This is a genomic window from Kitasatospora sp. NPDC052896 (genome assembly GCF_044547075.1).
GTDB lineage: Bacteria > Actinomycetota > Actinomycetes > Streptomycetales > Streptomycetaceae > Kitasatospora.
Genome location: NZ_JBITZU010000013.1, coordinates 148,454 through 168,462, shown reverse-complemented (window position 1 = coordinate 168,462; position 20,009 = coordinate 148,454). Strand labels below are relative to the sequence as shown.

12 protein-coding genes and 1 pseudogene are annotated in these 20,009 nt (G+C 71.5%); 8 read left to right on the top strand and 5 right to left on the bottom strand.

Annotated features, from left to right (window positions below; genetic code table 11):
* Positions 1–89: 89 nt before the first annotated feature.
* Positions 90–518: pseudogene (locus ACIGXM_RS24565) on the top strand (DUF6099 family protein); the annotation flags it as partial.
* Positions 519–763: 245 nt separating this feature from the next.
* Here the strand turns inward: ACIGXM_RS24565 and ACIGXM_RS24560 are convergent.
* Both ACIGXM_RS24560 and dapD read right to left on the bottom strand, forming a co-directional pair.
* Positions 764–979, bottom strand: coding sequence for a hypothetical protein (locus tag ACIGXM_RS24560; protein WP_396564296.1), 216 nt, complete (start codon positions 977–979; stop codon positions 764–766).
* Between the two features lie 322 nt (positions 980–1,301).
* Positions 1,302–2,291 (bottom strand): 2,3,4,5-tetrahydropyridine-2,6-dicarboxylate N-succinyltransferase, encoded by a 990-nt coding sequence (gene dapD, locus ACIGXM_RS24555; protein ID WP_396564295.1) that lies wholly within the window; start codon positions 2,289–2,291, stop codon positions 1,302–1,304.
* Positions 2,292–2,406: 115 nt separating this feature from the next.
* On the opposite strand from dapD, the gene ACIGXM_RS24550 reads away from it, so the two are divergent.
* The 3 genes from ACIGXM_RS24550 to argF all read left to right on the top strand — a co-directional run bounded on the left by ACIGXM_RS24550 (position 2,407) and on the right by argF (position 8,012).
* On the top strand, positions 2,407–4,068 hold the full coding sequence (locus ACIGXM_RS24550) for a 3' terminal RNA ribose 2'-O-methyltransferase Hen1 (protein WP_396564293.1): 1,662 nt from the start codon (positions 2,407–2,409) through the stop codon (positions 4,066–4,068).
* A gap of 4 nt (positions 4,069–4,072) precedes the next feature.
* Positions 4,073–6,742, top strand: a complete 2,670-nt coding sequence (locus ACIGXM_RS24545; RefSeq protein WP_396564291.1) for a polynucleotide kinase-phosphatase — start codon at positions 4,073–4,075, stop codon at positions 6,740–6,742.
* Between the two features lie 268 nt (positions 6,743–7,010).
* Entirely contained in the window at positions 7,011–8,012 is a 1,002-nt protein-coding gene (gene argF, locus ACIGXM_RS24540) for an ornithine carbamoyltransferase (protein ID WP_396564289.1), read from the top strand.
* A gap of 49 nt (positions 8,013–8,061) precedes the next feature.
* Here argF and ACIGXM_RS24535 read toward each other — a convergent pair whose 3' ends face one another.
* On the bottom strand, positions 8,062–8,469 hold the full coding sequence (locus ACIGXM_RS24535; protein WP_396564287.1) for a type II toxin-antitoxin system VapC family toxin: 408 nt from the start codon (positions 8,467–8,469) through the stop codon (positions 8,062–8,064).
* A gap of 616 nt (positions 8,470–9,085) precedes the next feature.
* Here ACIGXM_RS24535 and acnA point away from each other — a divergent pair.
* The 4 genes from acnA to ACIGXM_RS24515 all read left to right on the top strand — a co-directional run bounded on the left by acnA (position 9,086) and on the right by ACIGXM_RS24515 (position 15,587).
* The gene (gene acnA / locus ACIGXM_RS24530) at positions 9,086–11,731 is read left to right on the top strand and encodes an aconitate hydratase AcnA (protein WP_396564285.1); all 2,646 of its coding nucleotides are present in this window, start codon (positions 9,086–9,088) and stop codon (positions 11,729–11,731) included.
* Positions 11,732–12,183: 452 nt separating this feature from the next.
* The gene (ngcE, locus tag ACIGXM_RS24525) at positions 12,184–13,575 is read left to right on the top strand and encodes an N-acetylglucosamine/diacetylchitobiose ABC transporter substrate-binding protein (protein ID WP_396564283.1); all 1,392 of its coding nucleotides are present in this window, start codon (positions 12,184–12,186) and stop codon (positions 13,573–13,575) included.
* A 119-nt stretch (positions 13,576–13,694) separates the two neighbouring features.
* The gene (locus ACIGXM_RS24520; protein WP_396564281.1) at positions 13,695–14,627 is read left to right on the top strand and encodes a carbohydrate ABC transporter permease; all 933 of its coding nucleotides are present in this window, start codon (positions 13,695–13,697) and stop codon (positions 14,625–14,627) included.
* 12 nt (positions 14,628–14,639) lie between these two features.
* A complete protein-coding gene (locus ACIGXM_RS24515) occupies positions 14,640–15,587 on the top strand; it encodes a carbohydrate ABC transporter permease (RefSeq protein WP_396564279.1) in 948 nt (315 codons plus the stop codon).
* Between the two features lie 52 nt (positions 15,588–15,639).
* Here ACIGXM_RS24515 and pepN read toward each other — a convergent pair whose 3' ends face one another.
* Positions 15,640–18,228, bottom strand: coding sequence for an aminopeptidase N (gene pepN / locus ACIGXM_RS24510; protein ID WP_396564277.1), 2,589 nt, complete (start codon positions 18,226–18,228; stop codon positions 15,640–15,642).
* Positions 18,229–18,337: 109 nt separating this feature from the next.
* Positions 18,338–19,777 (bottom strand): amino acid permease, encoded by a 1,440-nt coding sequence (locus ACIGXM_RS24505; RefSeq protein ID WP_396564275.1) that lies wholly within the window; start codon positions 19,775–19,777, stop codon positions 18,338–18,340.
* Positions 19,778–20,009 lie beyond the last annotated feature (232 nt).

The following is a 20,009-nucleotide window of genomic DNA, read 5'->3' as shown; positions in this document are numbered from 1 at the left end:
CCTGACGGGCCGTTCGCTCACGGCCTGTCGGTCCGTTCGTTCGGACCGCTCGTTCGGAGCTTTCGTTCGATGTGGGAGGAGCCGCCGACATGGATGCGCTGCGCTTGATCAGGACCGCCCGGTACGCGCTCGCCGAGGCCAGGAGCGCGCCCGACGTGCTGCAGGAGGCCTGGCAGACGGCGGTGTTCACGGAGGCGCTGGCCGCCCGACTGGTCGACCACCCGGTGTCGGAGGTGGTGACGCTCGCGCAGCTGCTCGGCGGGGCGGGGCGACATGCCGCCGGCTGCCTGGAGCTGCCGGCGGACCGGCCGGAGCGCGGGGAGTTGGCCACCCTCGGGTGGGCCGCCCGGCTGACCGAGCTGGGTGAGCCCGCGCTCGTGCTGCTCCAGTTCCGGCACCTGCTGAACGAGGTGGGCGAGGCGTTGATCGTGACGGCCTGCGGGGCCGACACGGAGGACGTCTACTGGCGGTGCATCGACGGGGTGGACGCCTACGTCGAGTGTCGGGAGCTGGTGATCGAGCTGCTCCGGGTGCTGCGCCGGCTCGATCCGGAGCCCGGCGGCGCGGCCGGTCACCACCCGGACCCGGGCCCCGGCGACGTGCCCCGGCAGGAGCCGGCGCGACTGCTGCTGCCGCTCGAACCGCCGACGGCCGAGCCGCCGGGAGCTCGATCGCTCGGGGCCCGGCCGCTCGGTCCGGCCGATCCGCCGGACACGGGCAGGACGGCCGACGGTCCGCCTCCCGTCCGGCCGTCGCACCGGCGCTACCAGCCGCCGGGGCCGGTCGCGGAGCCGGCCGGGCCGGTGGGCTCGGCCGACCTGGCGCCGGCCGACTCCAGGTCCGCCAGGTCGGCGTTGACGGTGGCGAGCAGCTTCTGCAGCTGGTCCAGCAGGGTCTTGGGCGGTGCGGCGGGGGCCGCCGGCGCGGCGGGGAGTTCCTCCGGTGACGCGACGGGGTCCTCGTACCTGGGCTCGGACATGAGGGGAACCCTCCAGCTCGGTCGTGCGATGCGATGCGGCGGACACCGACGCCGCCCGTGCGGGAGACGCCGCGAGGGCGCGCGGCCCCGCTACCGCAACGACCCGCGACCACCACGGGTCACTGGACGCCACCCGTTGCGGGTCAACCCGGGCCGGGGGTCAGCCCCGCGGGTGAGCCGGGCTTGCCGCGGGCCCGCGCCCTCCGGTATGCCGGCGTCCCGCCGCGCGAGCGACGCCCGTGCGAACGGCACCGGGCCCCCGCTCGCGCTCGGTGCGCGGGCGAGGGCCCGGGTGAACCGGCCGCGCTGGGCCGGCGGGGGGTCAGTTGTGCGCGTGCAGGTCGGCGTTCAGCCCGCCCCAGGAGCCGGAACGGGCGATCACCTCGACCGCGCCGGACTGCGAGTTGCGGCGGAACAGCAGGTTGTCCTGCCCGGAGAGCTCGACCGCCTTGGCGATCTGGCCGTCCGGCAGGGTCACCCGGGTGCCCGCGGTGACGTACAGGCCGGCCTCGACCACGCAGTCGTTGCCCAGCGCGATGCCGATGCCCGCGTTGGCGCCCAGCAGGCAGCGCTCGCCCACCGAGACGACCTGCTTGCCGCCGCCGGAGAGGGTGCCCATGATCGAGGCGCCGCCGCCGATGTCGCTGTGGTCGCCGACCACCACGCCCGCGCTGATCCGACCCTCGACCATCGAGGTGCCGAGGGTACCGGCGTTGAAGTTGACGAAGCCCTCGTGCATCACGGTGGTGCCGGCGGCCAGGTGCGCACCGAGCCGGACCCGGTCGGCGTGCGCGATCCGGACCCCGGAGGGCGCGACGTAGTCGGTCATCCGCGGGAACTTGTCGATCCCGTAGACGGCCAGCTGGCCGCCCTCGGCGCGGACGGCGAGCCGGGCCTGCTCGACCAGCTCCACCGGCACCGGGCCGATGCTGGTCCAGGCGACGTTGGCGAGCAGGCCGAACACGCCGTCCAGGTTCTGGCCGTGCGGCCGGACCAGCCGGTGGCTCAGCAGGTGCAGGCGCAGGTAGACGTCGTGCGCGTCGAGCGGCTTCTCGTCCAGCGAGGCGATGGTGGTGCGCACGGCGACGACCTCCACCCCCCGGCGGGCGTCGTGGCGCAGCGCGGTGGCGACGCCGGCGCCGAGCTCCGCCTCGGCCTGCTCGGCCGTGAGCCGGACGGTGCCGGACGGGCCGGGCTCGGCGGCCAGGGCGGGGGCGGGGTACCAGGTGTCGAGAACGGTGCCGTCGGCGGCGATGGTCGCCAGACCTGCGGCGACGGCACCCCGGGTGGGGGAGGTGGATTCAGCAGTCACACCGTGCACGGTAACGAATTCCGGCCACCCCTGCCGAACGAGCCCAGGGAACGGACGGTCCCGCCCGGCCAAAACCAGATGTCCTGCCGCCCGCTCCGCGGCAATACTGAGCCGGGTGTTCATCTCGATATCCACCACCGGAACAGCCGACCGTCCGGCCACCGACCTGGGCTTCCTGCTGCACAAGCACCCGGAGAAGGCCCAGCGCTTCACCACCTCGCACGGGGAGGCGCACGTCTTCTACCCGGAGGCCGGCGCGGAGCTGTGCACGGTGGCCCTGGTGCTCGAAGTCGACCCCATCGCCCTGGTCCGCCGCGCCCGCGGCAAGGGTCGCGGCCCGTCGACGGCCTCCGGCGCCGGCGCGCTCTCGCAGTACGTCAACGACCGCCCCTACGCGGCCTCCTCGCTGCTCGCGGTGGCGCTGCGGACGGTCTTCCGGACGGCCATGAAGGGCGTATGCGAGCAGCGGCCCGGGCTGGCCGATCAGGAGCGGCCGCTGACCGTGGTGCTGCCGGCGGTGCAGGTGGGCGGCGGCGCCGAGCGACGCTCGCCGGACGAGCGGCCGCTGGTCAATCGGCTCTTCGAGCCGCTCGGTTGGAGGGTCGCGGCCACGCCGGTCCCGCTGGACGAGGCGTTCCCGGAGTGGGGCGAGTCGCGTTACCTGCGCTTGGAGCTGACCGGCACGTTGCGGCTGGCCGACGCGCTGCAGCAGCTCTATGTGCTGCTGCCGGTGCTCGACGGTGCCAAGCACTACTGGGTCGCCCCGGACGAGGTGGACAAGCTGCTCGGCGCCGGCGAGGGCTGGCTCGCGGACCACCCGGACCGTGCCCTGATCAGCCGCCGCTACCTGGTCCGCCGCTGGTCACTGGCGAACGAGGCGATCCGCCAGCTGGAGCTGGCCCGGCTCGCCGAGACCGACGACCGCGAGGCCGAGGAGTTCGACAACGCGGTGGACCTCGACCGCTCGGACGGTCCGGAGTCCGTCGCGGGGTCCACTTCGGGCACCGCCCCGGACGTCGACGCGGACACCGGCTCCGGCACCCGCTCGGCGGACGGCCCCCGGCCGGTGCCGCTCGCCCGACAGCGCCGGGAGGTGATCCTGGCGGCACTGCGCGAGTCCGGTGCCGCCAAGGTGCTCGATCTCGGCTGCGGGCAGGGCGAGTTGGTGGGTGATCTGCTCAAGGAGCCGACGGTCACCAGCGTGCTGGGGGTGGACGTCTCGGTGACCGCGCTGGCGGCGGCGGCCCGCAAGCTCAAGCTGGACCGGCTGTCGGAGCGCCAAGCCGCCCGGGTGCGGCTGGTCCAGGGCGCGCTCACCTACACCGACGCCCGGCTCAAGGGCTACGACGCCGCGGTCCTCTCCGAGGTCATCGAGCATCTGGACCTGCCCCGGCTTCCCGCGCTCGAACACGCGGTGTTCGGCGCGGCCCGACCGGCCACCGTGGTCGTCACCACCCCGAACGTCGAGTACAACGTCCGCTGGGAGAGCCTCCCGGCAGGCCACGCCCGGCACGCCGACCACCGCTTCGAGTGGACCCGTGCCGAGTTCCGCGACTGGGCGGAGCGAGTGGCCGAGAGCTACGGGTACACCGTCGCGTTCCGCCCGGTCGGGCCGGAGGACCCGGAAGTGGGCCCGCCGACCCAGCTGGCCCTGTTCCACCGCGGCACCGGCACGACCGCGAGCACCACCCCGACCACCACCGGCACCCCGACCACCACCGGCACCCCGAGCAGCACCGGCACCCCGAGCAGCACCGACACTCCCGAAGGGAGCTGACCCGATGACCGACGAGACCCAGGCCACCCTGCCCGCTCCCGAGCCCCCCGTCGCCGCGGCCGAGGCGAAGGCCCGCCGGCTGCCCGTCACCGACCTCTCGCTGGTGGTGCTGATCGGCACCAGCGGCGCGGGCAAGTCCACCTTCGCCCGGCGGCACTTCGCGCCGACCCAGGTGATCTCCTCCGACTACTGCCGGGGCCTGGTCGCCGACGACGAGAACGACCAGTCCGCCTCTGCCGACGCCTTCGAGCTGCTGCACTTCGTCGTCGGCAAGCGGCTGGCCGCCGGCCGGCTCACCGTGGTGGACGCCACCAACGTCCAGCCGGAGACCCGCAAGCAACTGGTCCGGATCGCCCGTGAGCACGACGTGCTGCCGATCGCGATCGTGCTGGACGTGCCGCCGGGCGTCTGTGCCGAGCGCAACCGCTCCCGCCCGGACCGGGACATGGGCGCCCACGTGATCCCGCGTCAGCACCGCGAGCTGCGCCGTTCGCTGGGCAGCCTGGAGCGCGAGGGCTTCCGCAAGGTGCACCACCTGCGCGGCGCGGCGGAGGTGGAGAGCGCCGAGATCGTGCTGGAGAAGCGCTGGAACGATCTGCGCCACCTCACCGGCCCGTTCGACGTCATCGGCGACATCCACGGCTGCCGGGCCGAGTTGGAGACGTTGCTCGGGAAGCTCGGCTACTCCCTGCGGCGGGACGAGCAGGGCCGGCCGGTCGACGCCCTGCCGCCCTCCTCGCCCGCCACCGGGCGGGAGGGGCCGTCGGTCAGCCGGACCGCCGTGTTCGTCGGTGACCTGGTCGACCGCGGGCCGGACACTCCGGGCGTGCTGCGCCTGGTGATGGGCATGGTGGCGGCCGGGCACGCGATCTGCGTCCCGGGCAACCACGAGAACAAGCTCGGTCGGGTGCTGTCCGGTCGGCAGGTCACCGTCTCGCACGGGCTCAAGGAGTCGCTGGACCAGCTGGCAGCCGAGCCGGAGGAGTTCCGCGCCGCCGTCCGGGCCTTCCTGCGCGATCTGGTCAGCCACTACCTGCTGGACGGCGGCAACCTGGTGGTCTGCCACGCCGGGCTGCCGGAGAAGTACCACGGCCGCAACTCCGGCCGGGTCCGCTCGCACGCGCTCTACGGGGACACCACCGGCGAGACCGACGAGTACGGCCTGCCGGTCCGCTACCCGTGGGCCGAGGAGTACCGCGGCCGGGCACTGGTGGTCTACGGGCACACCCCGGTCCCGGCCGCGAGCTTCCTCAACAACACCATCTGCGTGGACACCGGTTGCGTCTTCGGCGGCAGCCTGACCGCGCTGCGCTACCCCGAGCGCGAGCTGGTCTCCGTGCCGGCCGAGCGCGAGTGGTACGCCCCGGTCCGGCCGCTGGCCAGTGACGCCCCGGGCGGCCGGGAGGGCCGGCCGCTGGACGTCGCCGACGTGACCGGTCGGCGGACCGTCGAGACCGCCCGGCACGGCCGGATCGCCGTCCGCGAGGAGAACGCGGCGGCCGCGCTGGAGGTGGTGAGTCGCTTCGCGCTCGACCCGCGGCTGCTGCCGTACCTCCCGCCGACCATGGCACCGAGCGCGGCCTCCCGCCGGGACGGCTACCTGGAACACCCGGAGGAGGCGTTCTTCGCCTACCGCGCGGACGGCGTGGGCCAGGTGGTCTGCGAGGAGAAGCACATGGGCTCCCGGGCGGTGGTGTTGGTGGCCCGCGAGCCGGCCGCCCTGGAACAGCGCTTCGGCGTCGCGGCGCCCGGAGCGATCTGGACCAGGACGGGCCGGGCGTTCCTCGGCGACCAGCGGCTGACCGAGGCGATCCTCGACCGGGTGCGGGCGGCCGCCGAGACCGCGGGCCTCTTCGACGAGCTGGCCACCGGCTGGCTGCTGCTCGACGCCGAGCTGCTGCCCTGGTCGCTCAAGGCAGCCGAGCTGCTGCGCCGGCAGTACGCGGCGGTCGGCGCGGCCGCCGGCTCCGCGCTGCCCGAGGTGCTCTCCGCACTCGACCGCGCGGCCGGCCGGGGCGTCGAGGGGCTCGCCGAGCTGACCGAGCGCCAGCGTCGGCGGGCGGCGGACGCGGCGGCCTTCACCGCGGCCTACCGCCGCTACTGCTGGCCGACCGAGGGGCTGTCCGGGATCCGGCTGGCGCCGTTCCAACTGCTCGCCGCGGAGGGCGCCAACCTCGCGGTGCGCCCGCACGACGAGCACCTGGCCCGGATCGACCGCCTGGTCGCCGCCGACGCGGCCGCGGGCCCGGAGCCACTGCTCCGCGGCACCGGGCGGCTGGTCGTGGACACCGCGGACGAGGCCTCGATCGCGGCCGGAACCGCCTGGTGGGAGGAGCTGACCGGGGCCGGTGGCGAGGGCATGGTGGTCAAGCCGCTGGCGTCCGTCGTCCGTGGCGCGGCGGGGGAGGGGCGGCCAGGTGGCCTGGTCCAGCCGGGCCTCAAGGTGCGTGGTCGCGAGTACCTGCGGATCGTCTACGGTCCCGACTACACCGAGCACCTGGACCGGTTGCGGCAGCGCTCGCTCGGCCACAAGCGCTCGCTCGCCCTGCGCGAGTACGCCCTGGGTCTGGAGGCGCTGGACCGGTTGGCGGCCGGCGAGCCGCTCTGGCGGGTGCACGAGCCGGTCTTCGCCGTGCTGGCCCTGGAGTCGGAGCCGGTGGACCCGAGGCTCTGACCGCCCACGCGCGTACCGCGGCGCCCCGGACCGCCTCGACCGCCTGACCCGACTGCCGAGTCGGGTCAGGCGGTCGAGGCGGCCCGGCCGCATCCTGGAGTCCGGAGGCGGACAGCCCGCCTCCGGATTCCAGCTCTGCATAGAAATTCCAAGTATCGTATACACTTCCCGGCATTGGCGTACCCAGCGGCGCCGTGTCCAGCGTCCCCCGCCCGACCACCGGCCCCGGCCGGTCGTGGTCGGCAGACCGTCACCCCAGGAGCTTGGTATGGCCACGAACCTCCGGAGCAGGCACTTCCTCAAGGAGCTGGACTTCACGGCCGCGGAGTTCCACTTCCTGCTGGAGCTCGCCGCGGAGCTCAAGGCCGCCAAGCGGGCCGGCACCGAGCAGCCCCGGCTGCGCGGCAAGAACATCGCGCTGATCTTCGAGAAGACCTCGACCCGCACCCGCTGCGCCTTCGAGGTGGCCGCCCACGACCAAGGGGCCGCGACCACCTACCTAGACCCGGCCGGCTCGCAGATCGGCCACAAGGAGTCGATCAAGGACTCGGCCCGGGTCCTCGGCCGGATGTTCGACGGGATCGAGTACCGCGGCCACGGCCAGGAGGTCGTCGAGGAACTGGCTCGGCACGCCGGGGTGCCGGTCTGGAACGGCCTCACCGACGAGTGGCACCCGACCCAGATGCTGGCCGACGTGCTGACCATCCAGGAGCACAGCAGCAAGCCGCTGACCGAGATCTCCCTCGCCTACCTGGGCGACGCGCGCAACAACATGGGCAACTCGCTGCTGGTGACCGGTGCGCTGCTCGGTCTCGACATCCGGATCGTGGCCCCCGAGCAGCTCTGGCCCGCCGAGGAGATCCGCAAGACCGCCGAGGAGCTCGCCGCCGCGAGTGGCGCCCGGATCACCCTCACCGAGGACGTCGCCGCCGGCGTGGCCGGCGCCGACTTCCTCTACACCGATGTCTGGGTCTCGATGGGTGAGCCCAAGGAGGTCTGGGCCGAGCGGATCGCCCTGCTGCGGCCCTACCAGGTCTCGATGGACACCGTCCGGGCGACCGGCAACCCCGACGTCAGGTTCCTGCACTGCCTGCCGGCCTTCCACGACCTGGGCACCGCACTCGGCCGCCAGATGTACGAGGCGACCGGGATGAGCGAGCTGGAGTGCACCGACGAACTCTTCGAGTCGCCGCACTCGATCGTTTTCGACCAGGCGGAGAACCGCCTGCACACCATCAAGGCCGTCCTGGTCGCCACTCTCGGCTCCTGACGACCGGCACGCGGCCCTGCGAACCGACGCCCCGCGAACCGACCGGAGCTCAGCCGGCCGGGCGCCGCAGGCCCCGGATCTCGCAGCGCGGCCCGCTGGCCCGCATCAGCCGCAGGTCGGCGGTGACCAGCGGGGCGCCCAGCTGCTCGGCGACCGCGACATAGGCGGCGTCGTCGGGGGTCAGATTGTCCTTCAGTTCCCAGACCCGGCCGAGCAGCGGGGCCAGTGCCACCTTGTGGAACACGATGCCCGGCAGTTCGGCGGCCACCGCCGCCACCTGCTCCGCGGTGTTCTCCCTCGCCAGGTAGCGTCCGCGCAGCGACTGCATCACCTCGATCAGCAGGTGTTCGGGCGCCGCCCAGTCCGGGTCGGCGGCCAGCGCCGCGCGCGCCACGTCACCCCGCTCGCCCTGGTCGGCCAGCGCCAGCACCAGCGCGGAGGCATCGACGACGATCATCGGACTGGTCTCCTCGGACTCGGCTCACCCGGTGGGGCCCCGACCCGCCCGTTGCCCCGCGCCACGGTAACCGGTGCCCCGCCAACGCCGGTCGCGCACCCCGCCGCGTCGACCCGGTGGGGTGCGACACCGGGCCCGCCGTGCGGAAGAGGCCATACGGAAGAAGAGGCCATGCGGAAGAGGTGGCGCCGCAGCGTGCCAATCGCTCGTCCCCCTCCGGGGCCGTCCTGCCCGTGCGTCCCGTTGGGCGCCCGGGCCACGGCCCCGCGTGACGTCCCGGTCGGTGCTGCCGACGGGAAGGCGAAGGCGGGCGGGAGGGCGCTGGAGGGGAGCACGGCCGGACTCGCCAGGGGGTGCCTGAGGTCACTCTGAGTCTGCCCATGCACTATGGTTTATCTCGACATCGAGATAACTCCTCGCTAGGATGTATCTCGACATCAAGATACTTGCCGAGAGGCGCCCACCGGCGGCGCTGGCGGGGCAAGCCTGACTTAGGTCACCCTAACTAAGGCTCACCTTACCATCTGGATGGCCGGCTGGGCCTGCCTCGATGTGTGGTCCACCCATGACCTCACGTCAGAGACGTGCCGCACGAAGCACCTAGAAGGAGTCAGTCGTGTCCGCGAACAGCTTCGACGCCCGCAGCTCGCTGCAGGTGGGCGACGAGTCGTACGAGATCTTCAAGCTCTCCGCCGTCGAGGGTTCCGAGCGGCTGCCTTACAGCCTCAAGGTGCTGCTGGAGAACCTGCTCCGTACCGAGGACGGCGCGAACATCACCGCCGACCACATCCGCGCGCTGGGCAACTGGGACCAGAACGCCGAGCCGAGCCAGGAGATCCAGTTCACGCCGGCCCGCGTGATCATGCAGGACTTCACCGGCGTGCCGTGTGTCGTCGACCTCGCCACCATGCGTGAGGCGGTCAAGGAGCTGGGCGGCGACCCGGCCAAGATCAACCCGCTGGCCCCGGCCGAGCTGGTCATCGACCACTCCGTCATCGCCGACAAGTTCGGGACCAAGGACGCCTTCACCCAGAACGTCGAGATCGAGTACGGCCGCAACAAGGAGCGCTACCAGTTCCTGCGCTGGGGCCAGACCGCGTTCGACGAGTTCAAGGTCGTTCCGCCGGGCACCGGCATCGTGCACCAGGTGAACATCGAGCACCTGGCCCGCACCATCATGGTCCGGGGTGGCCAGGCCTACCCCGACACCTGTGTCGGCACCGACTCGCACACCACCATGGTCAACGGCCTCGGCGTGCTCGGCTGGGGCGTCGGCGGCATCGAGGCCGAGGCGGCCATGCTCGGCCAGCCGGTCTCCATGCTGATCCCGCGCGTGGTCGGCTTCAAGCTCAACGGCGAGCTCCCGGCCGGCGCCACCGCCACCGACCTGGTGCTCACCATCACCGAGATGCTGCGCAAGCACGGTGTGGTCGGCAAGTTCGTCGAGTTCTACGGCGCCGGCGTCACCGCCATCCCGCTGGCCAACCGCGCCACCATCGGCAACATGTCGCCGGAGTTCGGCTCGACCTGCGCGATCTTCCCGATCGACGCCGAGACCATCAACTACCTGAAGCTCACCGGCCGCGACGAGAAGCAGCTCGCTCTGGTCGAGGCGTACGCCAAGGAGCAGGGCCTCTGGCACGACCCGTCGGTCGAGCCGGTCTACTCCGAGTACCTGGAGCTGGACCTCGCCACCGTCGTCCCGTCGATCGCCGGCCCGAAGCGCCCGCAGGACCGCGTGGTGCTGGCCGAGGCCGCCGAGAAGTTCGTCGAGGCGCTGCCGACCTACTCCGCCGAGGCCTCCAAGCCGACCCCGGTGACCGCCCCGGACGGCACGAGCTACCAGATCGACAACGGCGCGGTCGTGATCGCCTCGATCACCTCCTGCACCAACACCTCCAACCCCTCCGTCATGCTGGGCGCCGCCCTGCTGGCGAAGAAGGCCGTGGAGAAGGGCCTGCACGTCAAGCCCTGGGTCAAGACCACCCTGGCCCCCGGGTCCAAGGTCGTCATGGACTACTACGAGAAGGCCGGCCTGCTCCCGTACATGGAGAAGCTGGGCTTCAACCTGGTCGGCTACGGCTGCGTCACCTGCATCGGCAACTCGGGCCCGCTGCCCGAGGAGGTCTCGAAGGCCGTCAACGACGCCGACCTCGCCGTGGTGTCGGTGCTCTCCGGCAACCGCAACTTCGAGGGCCGGATCAACCCGGACGTCAAGATGAACTACCTGGCGTCCCCGCCGCTGGTGGTCGCCTACGCCCTGGCCGGCAACATGAACGTCGACATCACCAGGGACGCCCTGGGTCAGGACGCCGACGGCAACGACGTCTTCCTCTCCGACATCTGGCCGTCGGAGCGGGAGGTGGCCGACGTGGTCGCCGCCTCCATCGACCAGGACATGTTCGCCAAGGACTACGCGGACGTCTTCGCCGGTGACCACCGCTGGCAGTCGCTCCCGGTCCCGACCGGGAACACCTTCGAGTGGGACGCCGAGTCCACCTACGTCCGCAAGCCCCCGTACTTCGAGGGCATGGCCAAGACCCCGAGCCCGGTGGCGGACATCGCCGGTGCCCGCGTGCTGGCCAAGCTGGGCGACTCGGTCACCACCGACCACATCTCCCCGGCCGGCAACATCAAGGCCGGTACGCCCGCCGCGCAGTACCTGACCGAGCACGGTGTCGAGAAGCGCGACTTCAACTCGTACGGCTCGCGCCGTGGCAACCACGAGGTGATGATCCGCGGCACCTTCGCCAACATCCGCCTGCGCAACCAGATCGCGCCGGGCACCGAGGGCGGCTACACCCGCGACTTCACCCAGGCCGACGGCCCGGTGTCGTTCATCTACGACGCCGCGCAGAACTACCAGGCCGCGGGCGTCCCGCTGGTGGTGCTGGCCGGCAAGGAGTACGGCTCCGGCTCGTCCCGCGACTGGGCCGCCAAGGGCACCGCGCTGCTGGGCGTGAAGGCCGTCATCGCCGAGTCCTACGAGCGCATCCACCGCTCGAACCTGATCGGCATGGGCGTCCTGCCGCTGCAGTTCCCGGCCGGCCAGAGCGCCGACTCGCTGGGCCTGACCGGCGAGGAGACCTTCACCATCACCGGTGTGACCGAGCTGAACGAGGGTCGCACCCCGAAGACCGTCAAGGTCAAGGCCGGTGAGAAGGAGTTCGACGCGGTGGTCCGCATCGACACCCCCGGTGAGGCGGACTACTACCGCAACGGTGGCATCCTGCAGTACGTGCTGCGCTCGCTGATCGGCTGAGCCCGGCGCCAGTAGTCGAAGCGGCGCCCCTCCCGTAAGGGAGGGGCGCCGTTCGGCGTCTCCGGCGCTCTCCGCTCGCAGCCGACTGCGCGAAGCTGCTCGTTTCTATGGTCAAACGAGCATGGCAGCGCTAGATTCTCGCCCATCGGTCGGCACGCCACCATGTGCGGGCTCCCCGCGTATTGCACATGCTGCACCGCCGGCAACGCTTTGAGCGCTGCTGACCCCCGCCGAGGGGAAGAGTATTGCCGCCGGATGAACAGAGGACTATACCTTTCCCCGTCGACAGCAGCGCCCCCGAACGGCGCCCGGGCCGCCAGGTCAGCGGTCAAGTCGCTTCAGATCCGCCTTGTTTGACGAACCATCAGCACGGGCCGGCCGGCGCCCGTCGCGCACTCGGCACATCCGCACCAGCTGACGTGATCAACCTATCGAGGGCGAGGGTCAGGCACATGGGTTCTGCAACCGAGTACAGCCGCCGCGACATGTTCAGGCGGGCCGCCGCGATCACCGTCCTTGCCGCCGGCGGCAGTTCGTTCCTCGCGGCGTGCGCTGCCGGATCCGGCAGCGGCGGCGGCGATGCCACCGCCGGCAGTAGTGGGAGCGCGACCAATCCGTTCGGGGTCGCCGCGAGCGCCCCGCTGGACGTGGTCATCTTCGACGGCGGGTACGGCGACAGCTATGCCAGGGCCTTCGAGGCGATGTACAACAAGACCTACACCGCCGCGAAGATCAGCCACACCGCCACCCAGGACATCAGCGGCAAGCTCCAGCCGCGCTTCAACGCGGGCAACCCGCCGGACGTGATCGACGACTCCGGTGCCCAGCAGATGAAGATCGACGTGCTCCAGAAGGCCGGCCAACTCACCGACCTCACACCGCTGTTGAACGCACCCTATCTGGACGACCCGACCAGGAGGATCAGCGACGTGCTGCTCCCCGGCACGATCCAACAGGGCACCATCGACGGCAAGATGTACTCGCTCAACTACGTGTACACGGTCTACGGCCTCTGGTACTCCAACAAGCTGTTCCAGCAGAAGGGTTGGACCCCGCCGAAGACCTGGGCCGACTTCGTCGCCCTCGGTGCCACCATCAAGGCGGCCGGCATCGCGCCCTTCGCCCACCAGGGCAAGTACCCGTACTACGCCAACTACCTGATCCTGGACCTGATCGGGAAGCAGGGCGGGCTGGACCTGATCAGCCGGATCGACGCCTGCGACCCCACCGCCTGGGACGACCCGGCGGCACTGGCCGGCGTCTCGGCCTTCTATCAGATCATGCAGAACGACTACCTGCTGCCCGGCACCAACGGCATGACCCACACCGAGGCGCAGACCGCCTGGTGCCAGGGCAAGGCCGCCTTCATCCCGTGCGGCTCCTGGCTGGAGAACGAGATGATCAAGATCACTCCGGCCGACTTCGACATGGCCTTCCTGCCCGTCCCCTCGCTGCCGGGCGACAAGCTGCCGCAGACCGCCGTCCGGGCCGGCGCGGGCGAGCCGTTCATCGTGCCGCAGCAGGCCAAGAACCGGGCCGGCGGCCTGGAGTTCCTGCGGATCATGCTCACCAAGGCCGGCTCGGGCAGCTTCGCCGCCGCCGCCAACTCGCTGACCGTGCTCAAGGACGGCATCGGCCCGGAGGTGCAGCTCAAGCCGGGGACCAAGTCCTCCTCGCTCGCGGTGACCGCCGCCGGCTCGAACACCTTCAACTACACCTACCCGGACCTGCAGACCGCCTTCGACTCCGCGCTGCAGGACGCCACCAACGACCTGGTCAACAGCCGGATCACTCCTGCGCAGTGGATCGCCCGCGCCAAGGCGGCCACCTCGAAGAAGGTCTGACGCCGCCCCCGCGGCCGACGACCCACCGGACACCGGGGCCCCGAGCGGTCCCGGTGCCTCCGCGACACCGCACTGCCAGGCCTGTCCCGCGCGGGCCGTGGCGGACAGGAGCCGTCTCCATGCGACACCGCAAGTACCCCTTCATCGTGGGGTTCCTCATCCTCCCGGTCGTGCTCTACGTCGGCCTGGTGATCTGGCCGTACCTGCAGACCTTCGGCTACTCGCTGACCGACTGGTCGGGGGCCTCCCAGACCATGCACTTCGTCGGCCTGGCCAACTACCGCACGCTCTTCGACGACGGGGTCTTCCGCACCGCGCTCGGGCACAACCTGCTGCTCCTGGTGGTGCTGCCGATCGCCACCATCGTGCTGGCGCTCTTCTTCGCCTTCATGCTCAACGTCGGTGGCCGCGGCGGCACCGGCGGGGTGCAGGGGGTGCGTGGCGCCGCCTTCTACAAGGTGGTCTTCTTCTTCCCGCAGGTGCTCTCGGTCGCCATCCTCTCGGTGCTCTTCCAGGCGGTCTACCGCACCGACCAGGGCGGCCTGCTGAACGGCGTCCTGGTCAAGCTGGGCGTCGAGGACCCCGGCCACCCCTGGCAGTGGCTGGCCGACCCCAACTTCGGGCTCTGGTGCGTGATCGGCGTCCTGGTCTGGTCCGGCACCGGCTTCTACCTGGTGCTCTTCTCGGCGGCGATGCAGTCGATCCCGAAGGACATCTACGAGGCGGCGCTGCTGGACGGCGCCAGGCGCACCCAGACCTTCGTCCGGATCACCCTCCCGCTGCTCTGGGAGACCGTGCAGACCGCCTGGGTCTACCTGGCGATCGCGGCCATGGACGCCTTCGCGCTGGTCTCCACGATGACCCCGGGCGCCTACTACGGCGGTGGCCCGGACCACCACAGCGAGATCATGGCGACCTATCTGATGCGCAACTTCATCACCTTCGGCAAGGCCGGCTACGCCTGCGCCATGGGCGTCGTGATCTTCTTCATCACCCTCATCCTGTCCGTCGTCTCGCTGCGGGTCACCCGGCGCGAGCGGATCGAGTTCTGAGCGGGGCCCGGCATGAGTACCCACACCGACCAGACCACCGTGCCGAGCACCCCCGAGCCGTCGTCCGGCACCCGGCCACCGGCCCGCGAGCAGCGGTTCGCCGACGGCGGCGGCGTGCTCAACGTGTTCTCGCACGGCTTCCTCGCGCTCTGGGCGCTGATGATCATCGCCCCGCTGGTCTGGATCGTGCTCGGCTCCTTCAAGACCGACGCGCAGATCGGCGGCAGCGCCTGGACCTGGCCCGCGCACTGGCACTTCGACGCCTTCTCCCGGGCCTGGGACAAGGGCATCGGCCGGTTCTTCGCCAACACCCTGATCGTGCTGGCGGGTTCGCTCACCCTGACGATGCTGCTCGGGGCGATGGCGGCGTACGTGCTGGCCCGCTACGAGTTCCGCGGCAACCGGGTGATCTACTACTTCTTCGTGGCCGGCGCGATGTTCCCGGTCTACCTCGCCCTGGTGCCGCTCTTCTTCATGGTGAAGAACCTCGGGCAGATCTCCCCGCTGCTCGGCCTGAACAGCTACCTGGGCCTGATCCTGGTGTACGTCGCGTACTCGCTGCCGTTCACCGTCTTCTTCCTGTACTCGTTCTTCCGTTCGCTGCCCACCGCCGTGCACGAGGCGGCGATGATCGACGGCTGCTCGCACACCCGGGCGTTCTTCCAGGTCATGGTGCCGATGGCGAAGTCCGGCCTGATCAGCGTCGGGATCTTCAACCTGCTGGGCCAGTGGAACCAGTACCTGCTGCCGGTCACCCTGATGCAACAGCAGAGCGGCTCGGACCCGGACCGCTCGGTGCTCTCCCAGGGGCTGATGAACCTGGCCCAGCAGAGCGGCTACGCCAGCGACTTCCCCGGACTGTTCGCCGGGATGACCATCGCGATGCTGCCGGTGCTGGTGGTCTACCTGTCGTTCCAGAAGCAGGTGCAGGCCGGACTGACCTCGGCCACCCTCAAGTAGCCGGCGGCCCGTCCCCCCGCCGGGACGAGGGGACGGGCCGCCGTACGGGAGGTCAGGCCCGGTCGCAGTGCTGGGCGGCCAGCGCGCGGGCCAGGTCGTCGCGGCACTCCAGGACCAGCCGGCGCAGCGCCGGCGCGGCCTCGGGGTGCTCGGCCAGCCAGCGGTCGGTGGCCGCCAGGGTCTCCGGGTCGGTCTGCAGCCGCGGGAAGAAGCCGCCGACGAAGCGGATCGCGATCTCGATGCTGCGCTCGGCCCAGATCCGCTCCAGCAGCCCGAAGTACCGCGGCGCGTACGGCGCGATCAGCTCGCGCTGCCCGGCCTGGGCGAAGCCCGCGGTCTGCGCGCTGACCAGGGCGTTGGGCAGCTCGTCGGAGTCCACCACGGCGGCCCAGGCGGCGGCCTTGGCCTCCGCGGTCGGCCGGGCGGCCAGGCACTGGGTGGCCTTCTGGTGGCCGCCCGCGGTGTTGTCCCGCCTGAGCTCGGCGTCCAGTTGGGCGACGGTGGCCCGGCCGGCCGCGGCCAGCGCCAGCCAGAGCGACCAGCGCAGGTCCTGGTCGATCTCCAGCCCGTCGATCCGGGCGCTGCCCGCTAGCAGGCCCTCGACCAGCCGGAGGTGCTCGTCGCTGGTCGCGGTCTGGGCCAGGAACCGGGCCCAGGCCAGTTGGTGGTCGCTGCCCGGCGCGGCGAGCCGCAGCTCGTGCAGCGCGCCCTCGGCCAGCAGCCGGCCGCCCTCCGCCCGCCAGGCGGGGTCGGCGTACAGGTCGACCGCGCCCTGGGCCTGGGTGTGCAGGCTCTGCAGCACGCCGATGTCGGACTCCTGGCCGGCGAAGCGCAGCACCAGGGCGACGTAGTCGCGGGCCGGCATCAGGCCGTCCCGGGTCAGGTTCCAGCAGGCCGACCAGGCCAGCGCCCGGGGCAGCGGCTCGCGGATCTCGCCGAGCGAGGTCCGCAGGGTGGCCAGCGAGGCGGCGTCGAAGCGGAGCTTGCAGTACGTCAGGTCGTCGTCGTTGACCAGGACCAGCGCGGGGGCGGGCCGGCCAGCCAGCCCCTCGACCACCGTGCGCGGGCCGGCCACGTCCAGCTCGACCCGGGCGGTGCGCAGCAGGGTGCCGTCGGCCTCGCGGTCGTAGAGGCCGACCGCGATCCGGTGCGGACGCAGCGGTCCGCCGGCGCCCTCCGGGCCGGAGTCCTGCAGCACGGCGAGCTCGGTGATCCGCCCCGCGGCGTCCACGGTCAGCTCGGGGGTGAGCGAGTTGACCCCGGCGGTCTGCAGCCAGGCCGCCGACCAGTCGGCCATCGCCTGCTCGCCGCGGCCCGAGGTGACCGCCAGGACCTCCAGCAGGTCGGCGAGTTCGGTGTTGCCGTAGGCGTGCCGCTGGAAGTACCGGCGGGCGCCCTCGAAGAAGGCGTCCCGGCCGGCGTAGGCGACCAGCTGCTTGAGCACCGCCGCGCCCTTGGCGTAGGTGATGCCGTCGAAGTTGAGCTTGGCGTCCTCGACGTCGCGGATGTCCGCGGTGATCGGGTGGGTGGTCGGGTACTGGTCCTGCTTGTAGGCCCAGGCCTTGCGCTGGTTGGCGAAGGTCACCCAGGCCGCCTGGTACTTGGTGGCCTCCTGCTGGGAGAACGCGCCCATGAAGTCGGCGAAGGACTCCTTCAGCCACAGGTCGTCCCACCAGCGCGGGGTGACCAGGTCGCCGAACCACATGTGCGCCATCTCGTGCAGGATCACGTTGGCCCGGCCCTCGTAGGCGGCCTCGGTGACCTTGGAGCGGAAGACGAACTCCTCACGGAAGGTCACGCAGCCCGGGTTCTCCATCGCGCCCAGGTTGTACTCCGGCACGAAGCACTGGTCGTACTTGCCGAACGGGTACGGGTAGTCGAACTCGTCGTGGAAGAAGTCCAGGCCCTGCTTGGTGACGGTGAAGATCTCGTCGGCGTCGAAGTAACGGGCCAGCGACTTGCGGCAGGTGGCCGCGAGCGGGATCTCCAACAGGGTGCCGTCGGGCAGTTCGCGGCTCCAGTGGTCGCGCGCCACGTGGTACGGGCCGGCCACCACGGCGGTGAGGTAGCTGGAGATCGGCCGGGTCGGCAGGAAGTGCCAGACCTTGGTGTCGCCCTCCTCGCGCACGCTCTCCTCGGCGGAGTTGGCGTAGACGTCCCAGGCGGCCGGCGCGGTCACCGTGAAGACGTAGGGCGCCTTGAGGTCGGGCTGCTCGAAGGTGGTGCAGACCCGGCGGGCCTCGGCGGGCTCGTAGTGGGTGTAGAGGTAGGTCTCGCCGTCGGCCGGGTCGGTGAACCGGTGCAGGCCCTCGCCGGTCCGGCTGTACGCGCAGTCGGCGTCGACCACCAGGACGTTCTCGGCGGCCAGTTCGTCGAGGGCGATCCGGGCGCCGTCGAAGACCGTCGCCGGGTCCAGCGGACGCCCGTTGAGGGTGACCGAGCGGACCGCCGGGGCGAGCAGGTCGGCGAAGCTCGCCGCGCCCGGCTCGGCGCAGCGGAACCGGATGGTGGTGGTCGAACGGAAGGTGGTGGCGGTGCTGTCCGGCGCGCTGGTGACGTCGAGGTGGACCTCGTAGCCGTCCACGCCGATCAGTCGAGCACGCTCCTGTGCCTCATCCCGGCTGAGATTCTTCCCCGGCACTGCGGTACTCCTTTGTCCGGCTCGCACGGTGCTGTGCAGGTAGCGGGGCCGGTCGCGCCCCGGGGCATCCTTTCACGGGTGCCCCGGGGCGCCGGAGGACCGGAACCGGCTATCCGCGCACCGCCGCGTCCCGGCGCTGCTTGAGGTAGCCCAGGGCGCTCAGCACGGCCACCAGCACCCCGGCCGCGTAGAGCTGGGCGCGGTCGTCGGGAGTGGTGGTCATCAGGCCCAGCACGCCGAGCACGCCGGCCAGCGCCACCCAGGTCAGGTACGGGAAGCCCCACATCCGGACGGTCAGCAGCTCGGGCGCCTCGCGCTCCAGCCGGCGCCGCATCCGCAGCTGGGAGGCCGCGATGAAGACCCAGACCACCAGGACGGCCACGCCGGTGGTGTTCATCAGCCAGCTGAAGACGGTGTCCGGCCACCAGTAGCCGGCCAGCACCGCGGCGAAGCCGAAGGCGCAGGAGGCCAGCACCGCCAGCCGCGGCACCCCGCCGCTCACCCGGGCCAGCGCCTTGGGGCCCTGGCCGCGGGAGACCAGCGAGAAGGCCATCCGGGACGAGCCGTAGATGTTGGCGTTCATGGCCGAGAGCAGCGCGATCAGCACCACGGCCTTCATCGCCACCGCCGCGCCCGGGACGCCCAGGAACTGCAGCACGGTGACGTACGGGCCCTGCTTGACCACGTCCGGGTCGTTCCACGGCACCAGGGTGACCACCAGGGCCATCGAGCCGATGTAGAAGATCGCGATTCGCCAGACCGCGGTGCGCACCGCGTTGGCGACGTTGCGGCGCGGGTTGTCCGACTCGGCGGCCGCGATGGTCACCGTCTCCAGGCCGCCGTACGCGAAGACCGAGGCCAGCAGGCCGGCCACCAGGCCGCTGCCGCCGTTCGGCAGGAAGCCGCCGTGCCCGGTCAGGTTGCTCGTGCCGGGCGCACCGCCGGTGCCCAGCACCCCGCAGACACCCAGCACGCCGAGGACCAGGAAGGCCACGATCGCGGTGATCTTGACGGCGGCGAACCAGAACTCGAACTCGCCGAAGTTCTTCACCGCGGTCAGGTTGCTGGCGCAGAAGAACGCCATGAAGACGCCGACCCAGGCCCAGCCGGGCACGCCGGGGATCCAGGAGTTCATGATCGAGCCGGCCGCGGTCGCCTCGGCGGCCACTCCGCAGCAGAGCATCACCCAGTACATCCAGCCGGCCGTCACCCCGGCCCAGGGGCCGATCTCCTTCTCGGCGTGCACCGAGAAGGAGCCGGAGGCCGGGCGGGCCGCGGACATCTCGCCGAGCATCCGCATGACCAGCATGACCAGCAGGCCGGAGAGCACGAAGGCGACGATGATGGCCGGCCCGGCGGCGTGGATACCGGCGCCCGAGCCGACGAAGAGGCCGGCGCCGATCACCCCGCCGAGGGCGATCATCGACAGGTGACGCTGCTTGAGACCATGTGCGAGCTGAGGTCCCTCGCCCCCAGCCGAGGCGGCGGAGGCGGTTGCCAGGTCCGACGCGTTGGGCGCCGACGGGGCGGGGGTGGGGGCCATGGGCATCCAGTCAGTCGGTAATCGGACTACCCGTCTCACTATCCGGGGGCCCGGCTGGGACGGCAAAGAACTGCCGAATGCGCCCAATATCCGGACCTAAGTGCCACGCAAGGTAGTTGACTGATCGCTCAGGGTGGTTGCGGAACCCGACAACGGGGGCCGAGGAGGCTTTGTCGGCTCGACGGTCGAGCGGCGCCCGGGCGGGCGCGTAGGTTCACATCTGTTCACTGACCCGAGC

What these genes read in the sequence shown, in the direction of transcription:
- ACIGXM_RS24560 (WP_396564296.1), bottom strand. Translation starts at nt 979, where the DNA reads ATGTCCGAGCCCAGGTACGAGGACCCCGTCGCGTCACCGGAGGAACTC.
- ACIGXM_RS24545 (WP_396564291.1), top strand. Translation starts at nt 4,073, where the DNA reads ATGACCGACGAGACCCAGGCCACCCTGCCCGCTCCCGAGCCCCCCGTC.
- argF (WP_396564289.1), top strand. Translation starts at nt 7,011, where the DNA reads ATGGCCACGAACCTCCGGAGCAGGCACTTCCTCAAGGAGCTGGACTTC.
- ACIGXM_RS24535 (WP_396564287.1), bottom strand. Translation starts at nt 8,469, where the DNA reads ATGATCGTCGTCGATGCCTCCGCGCTGGTGCTGGCGCTGGCCGACCAG.
- ngcE (WP_396564283.1), top strand. Translation starts at nt 12,184, where the DNA reads ATGGGTTCTGCAACCGAGTACAGCCGCCGCGACATGTTCAGGCGGGCC.
- ACIGXM_RS24520 (WP_396564281.1), top strand. Translation starts at nt 13,695, where the DNA reads ATGCGACACCGCAAGTACCCCTTCATCGTGGGGTTCCTCATCCTCCCG.
- ACIGXM_RS24515 (WP_396564279.1), top strand. Translation starts at nt 14,640, where the DNA reads ATGAGTACCCACACCGACCAGACCACCGTGCCGAGCACCCCCGAGCCG.
- ACIGXM_RS24505 (WP_396564275.1), bottom strand. Translation starts at nt 19,777, where the DNA reads ATGCCCATGGCCCCCACCCCCGCCCCGTCGGCGCCCAACGCGTCGGAC.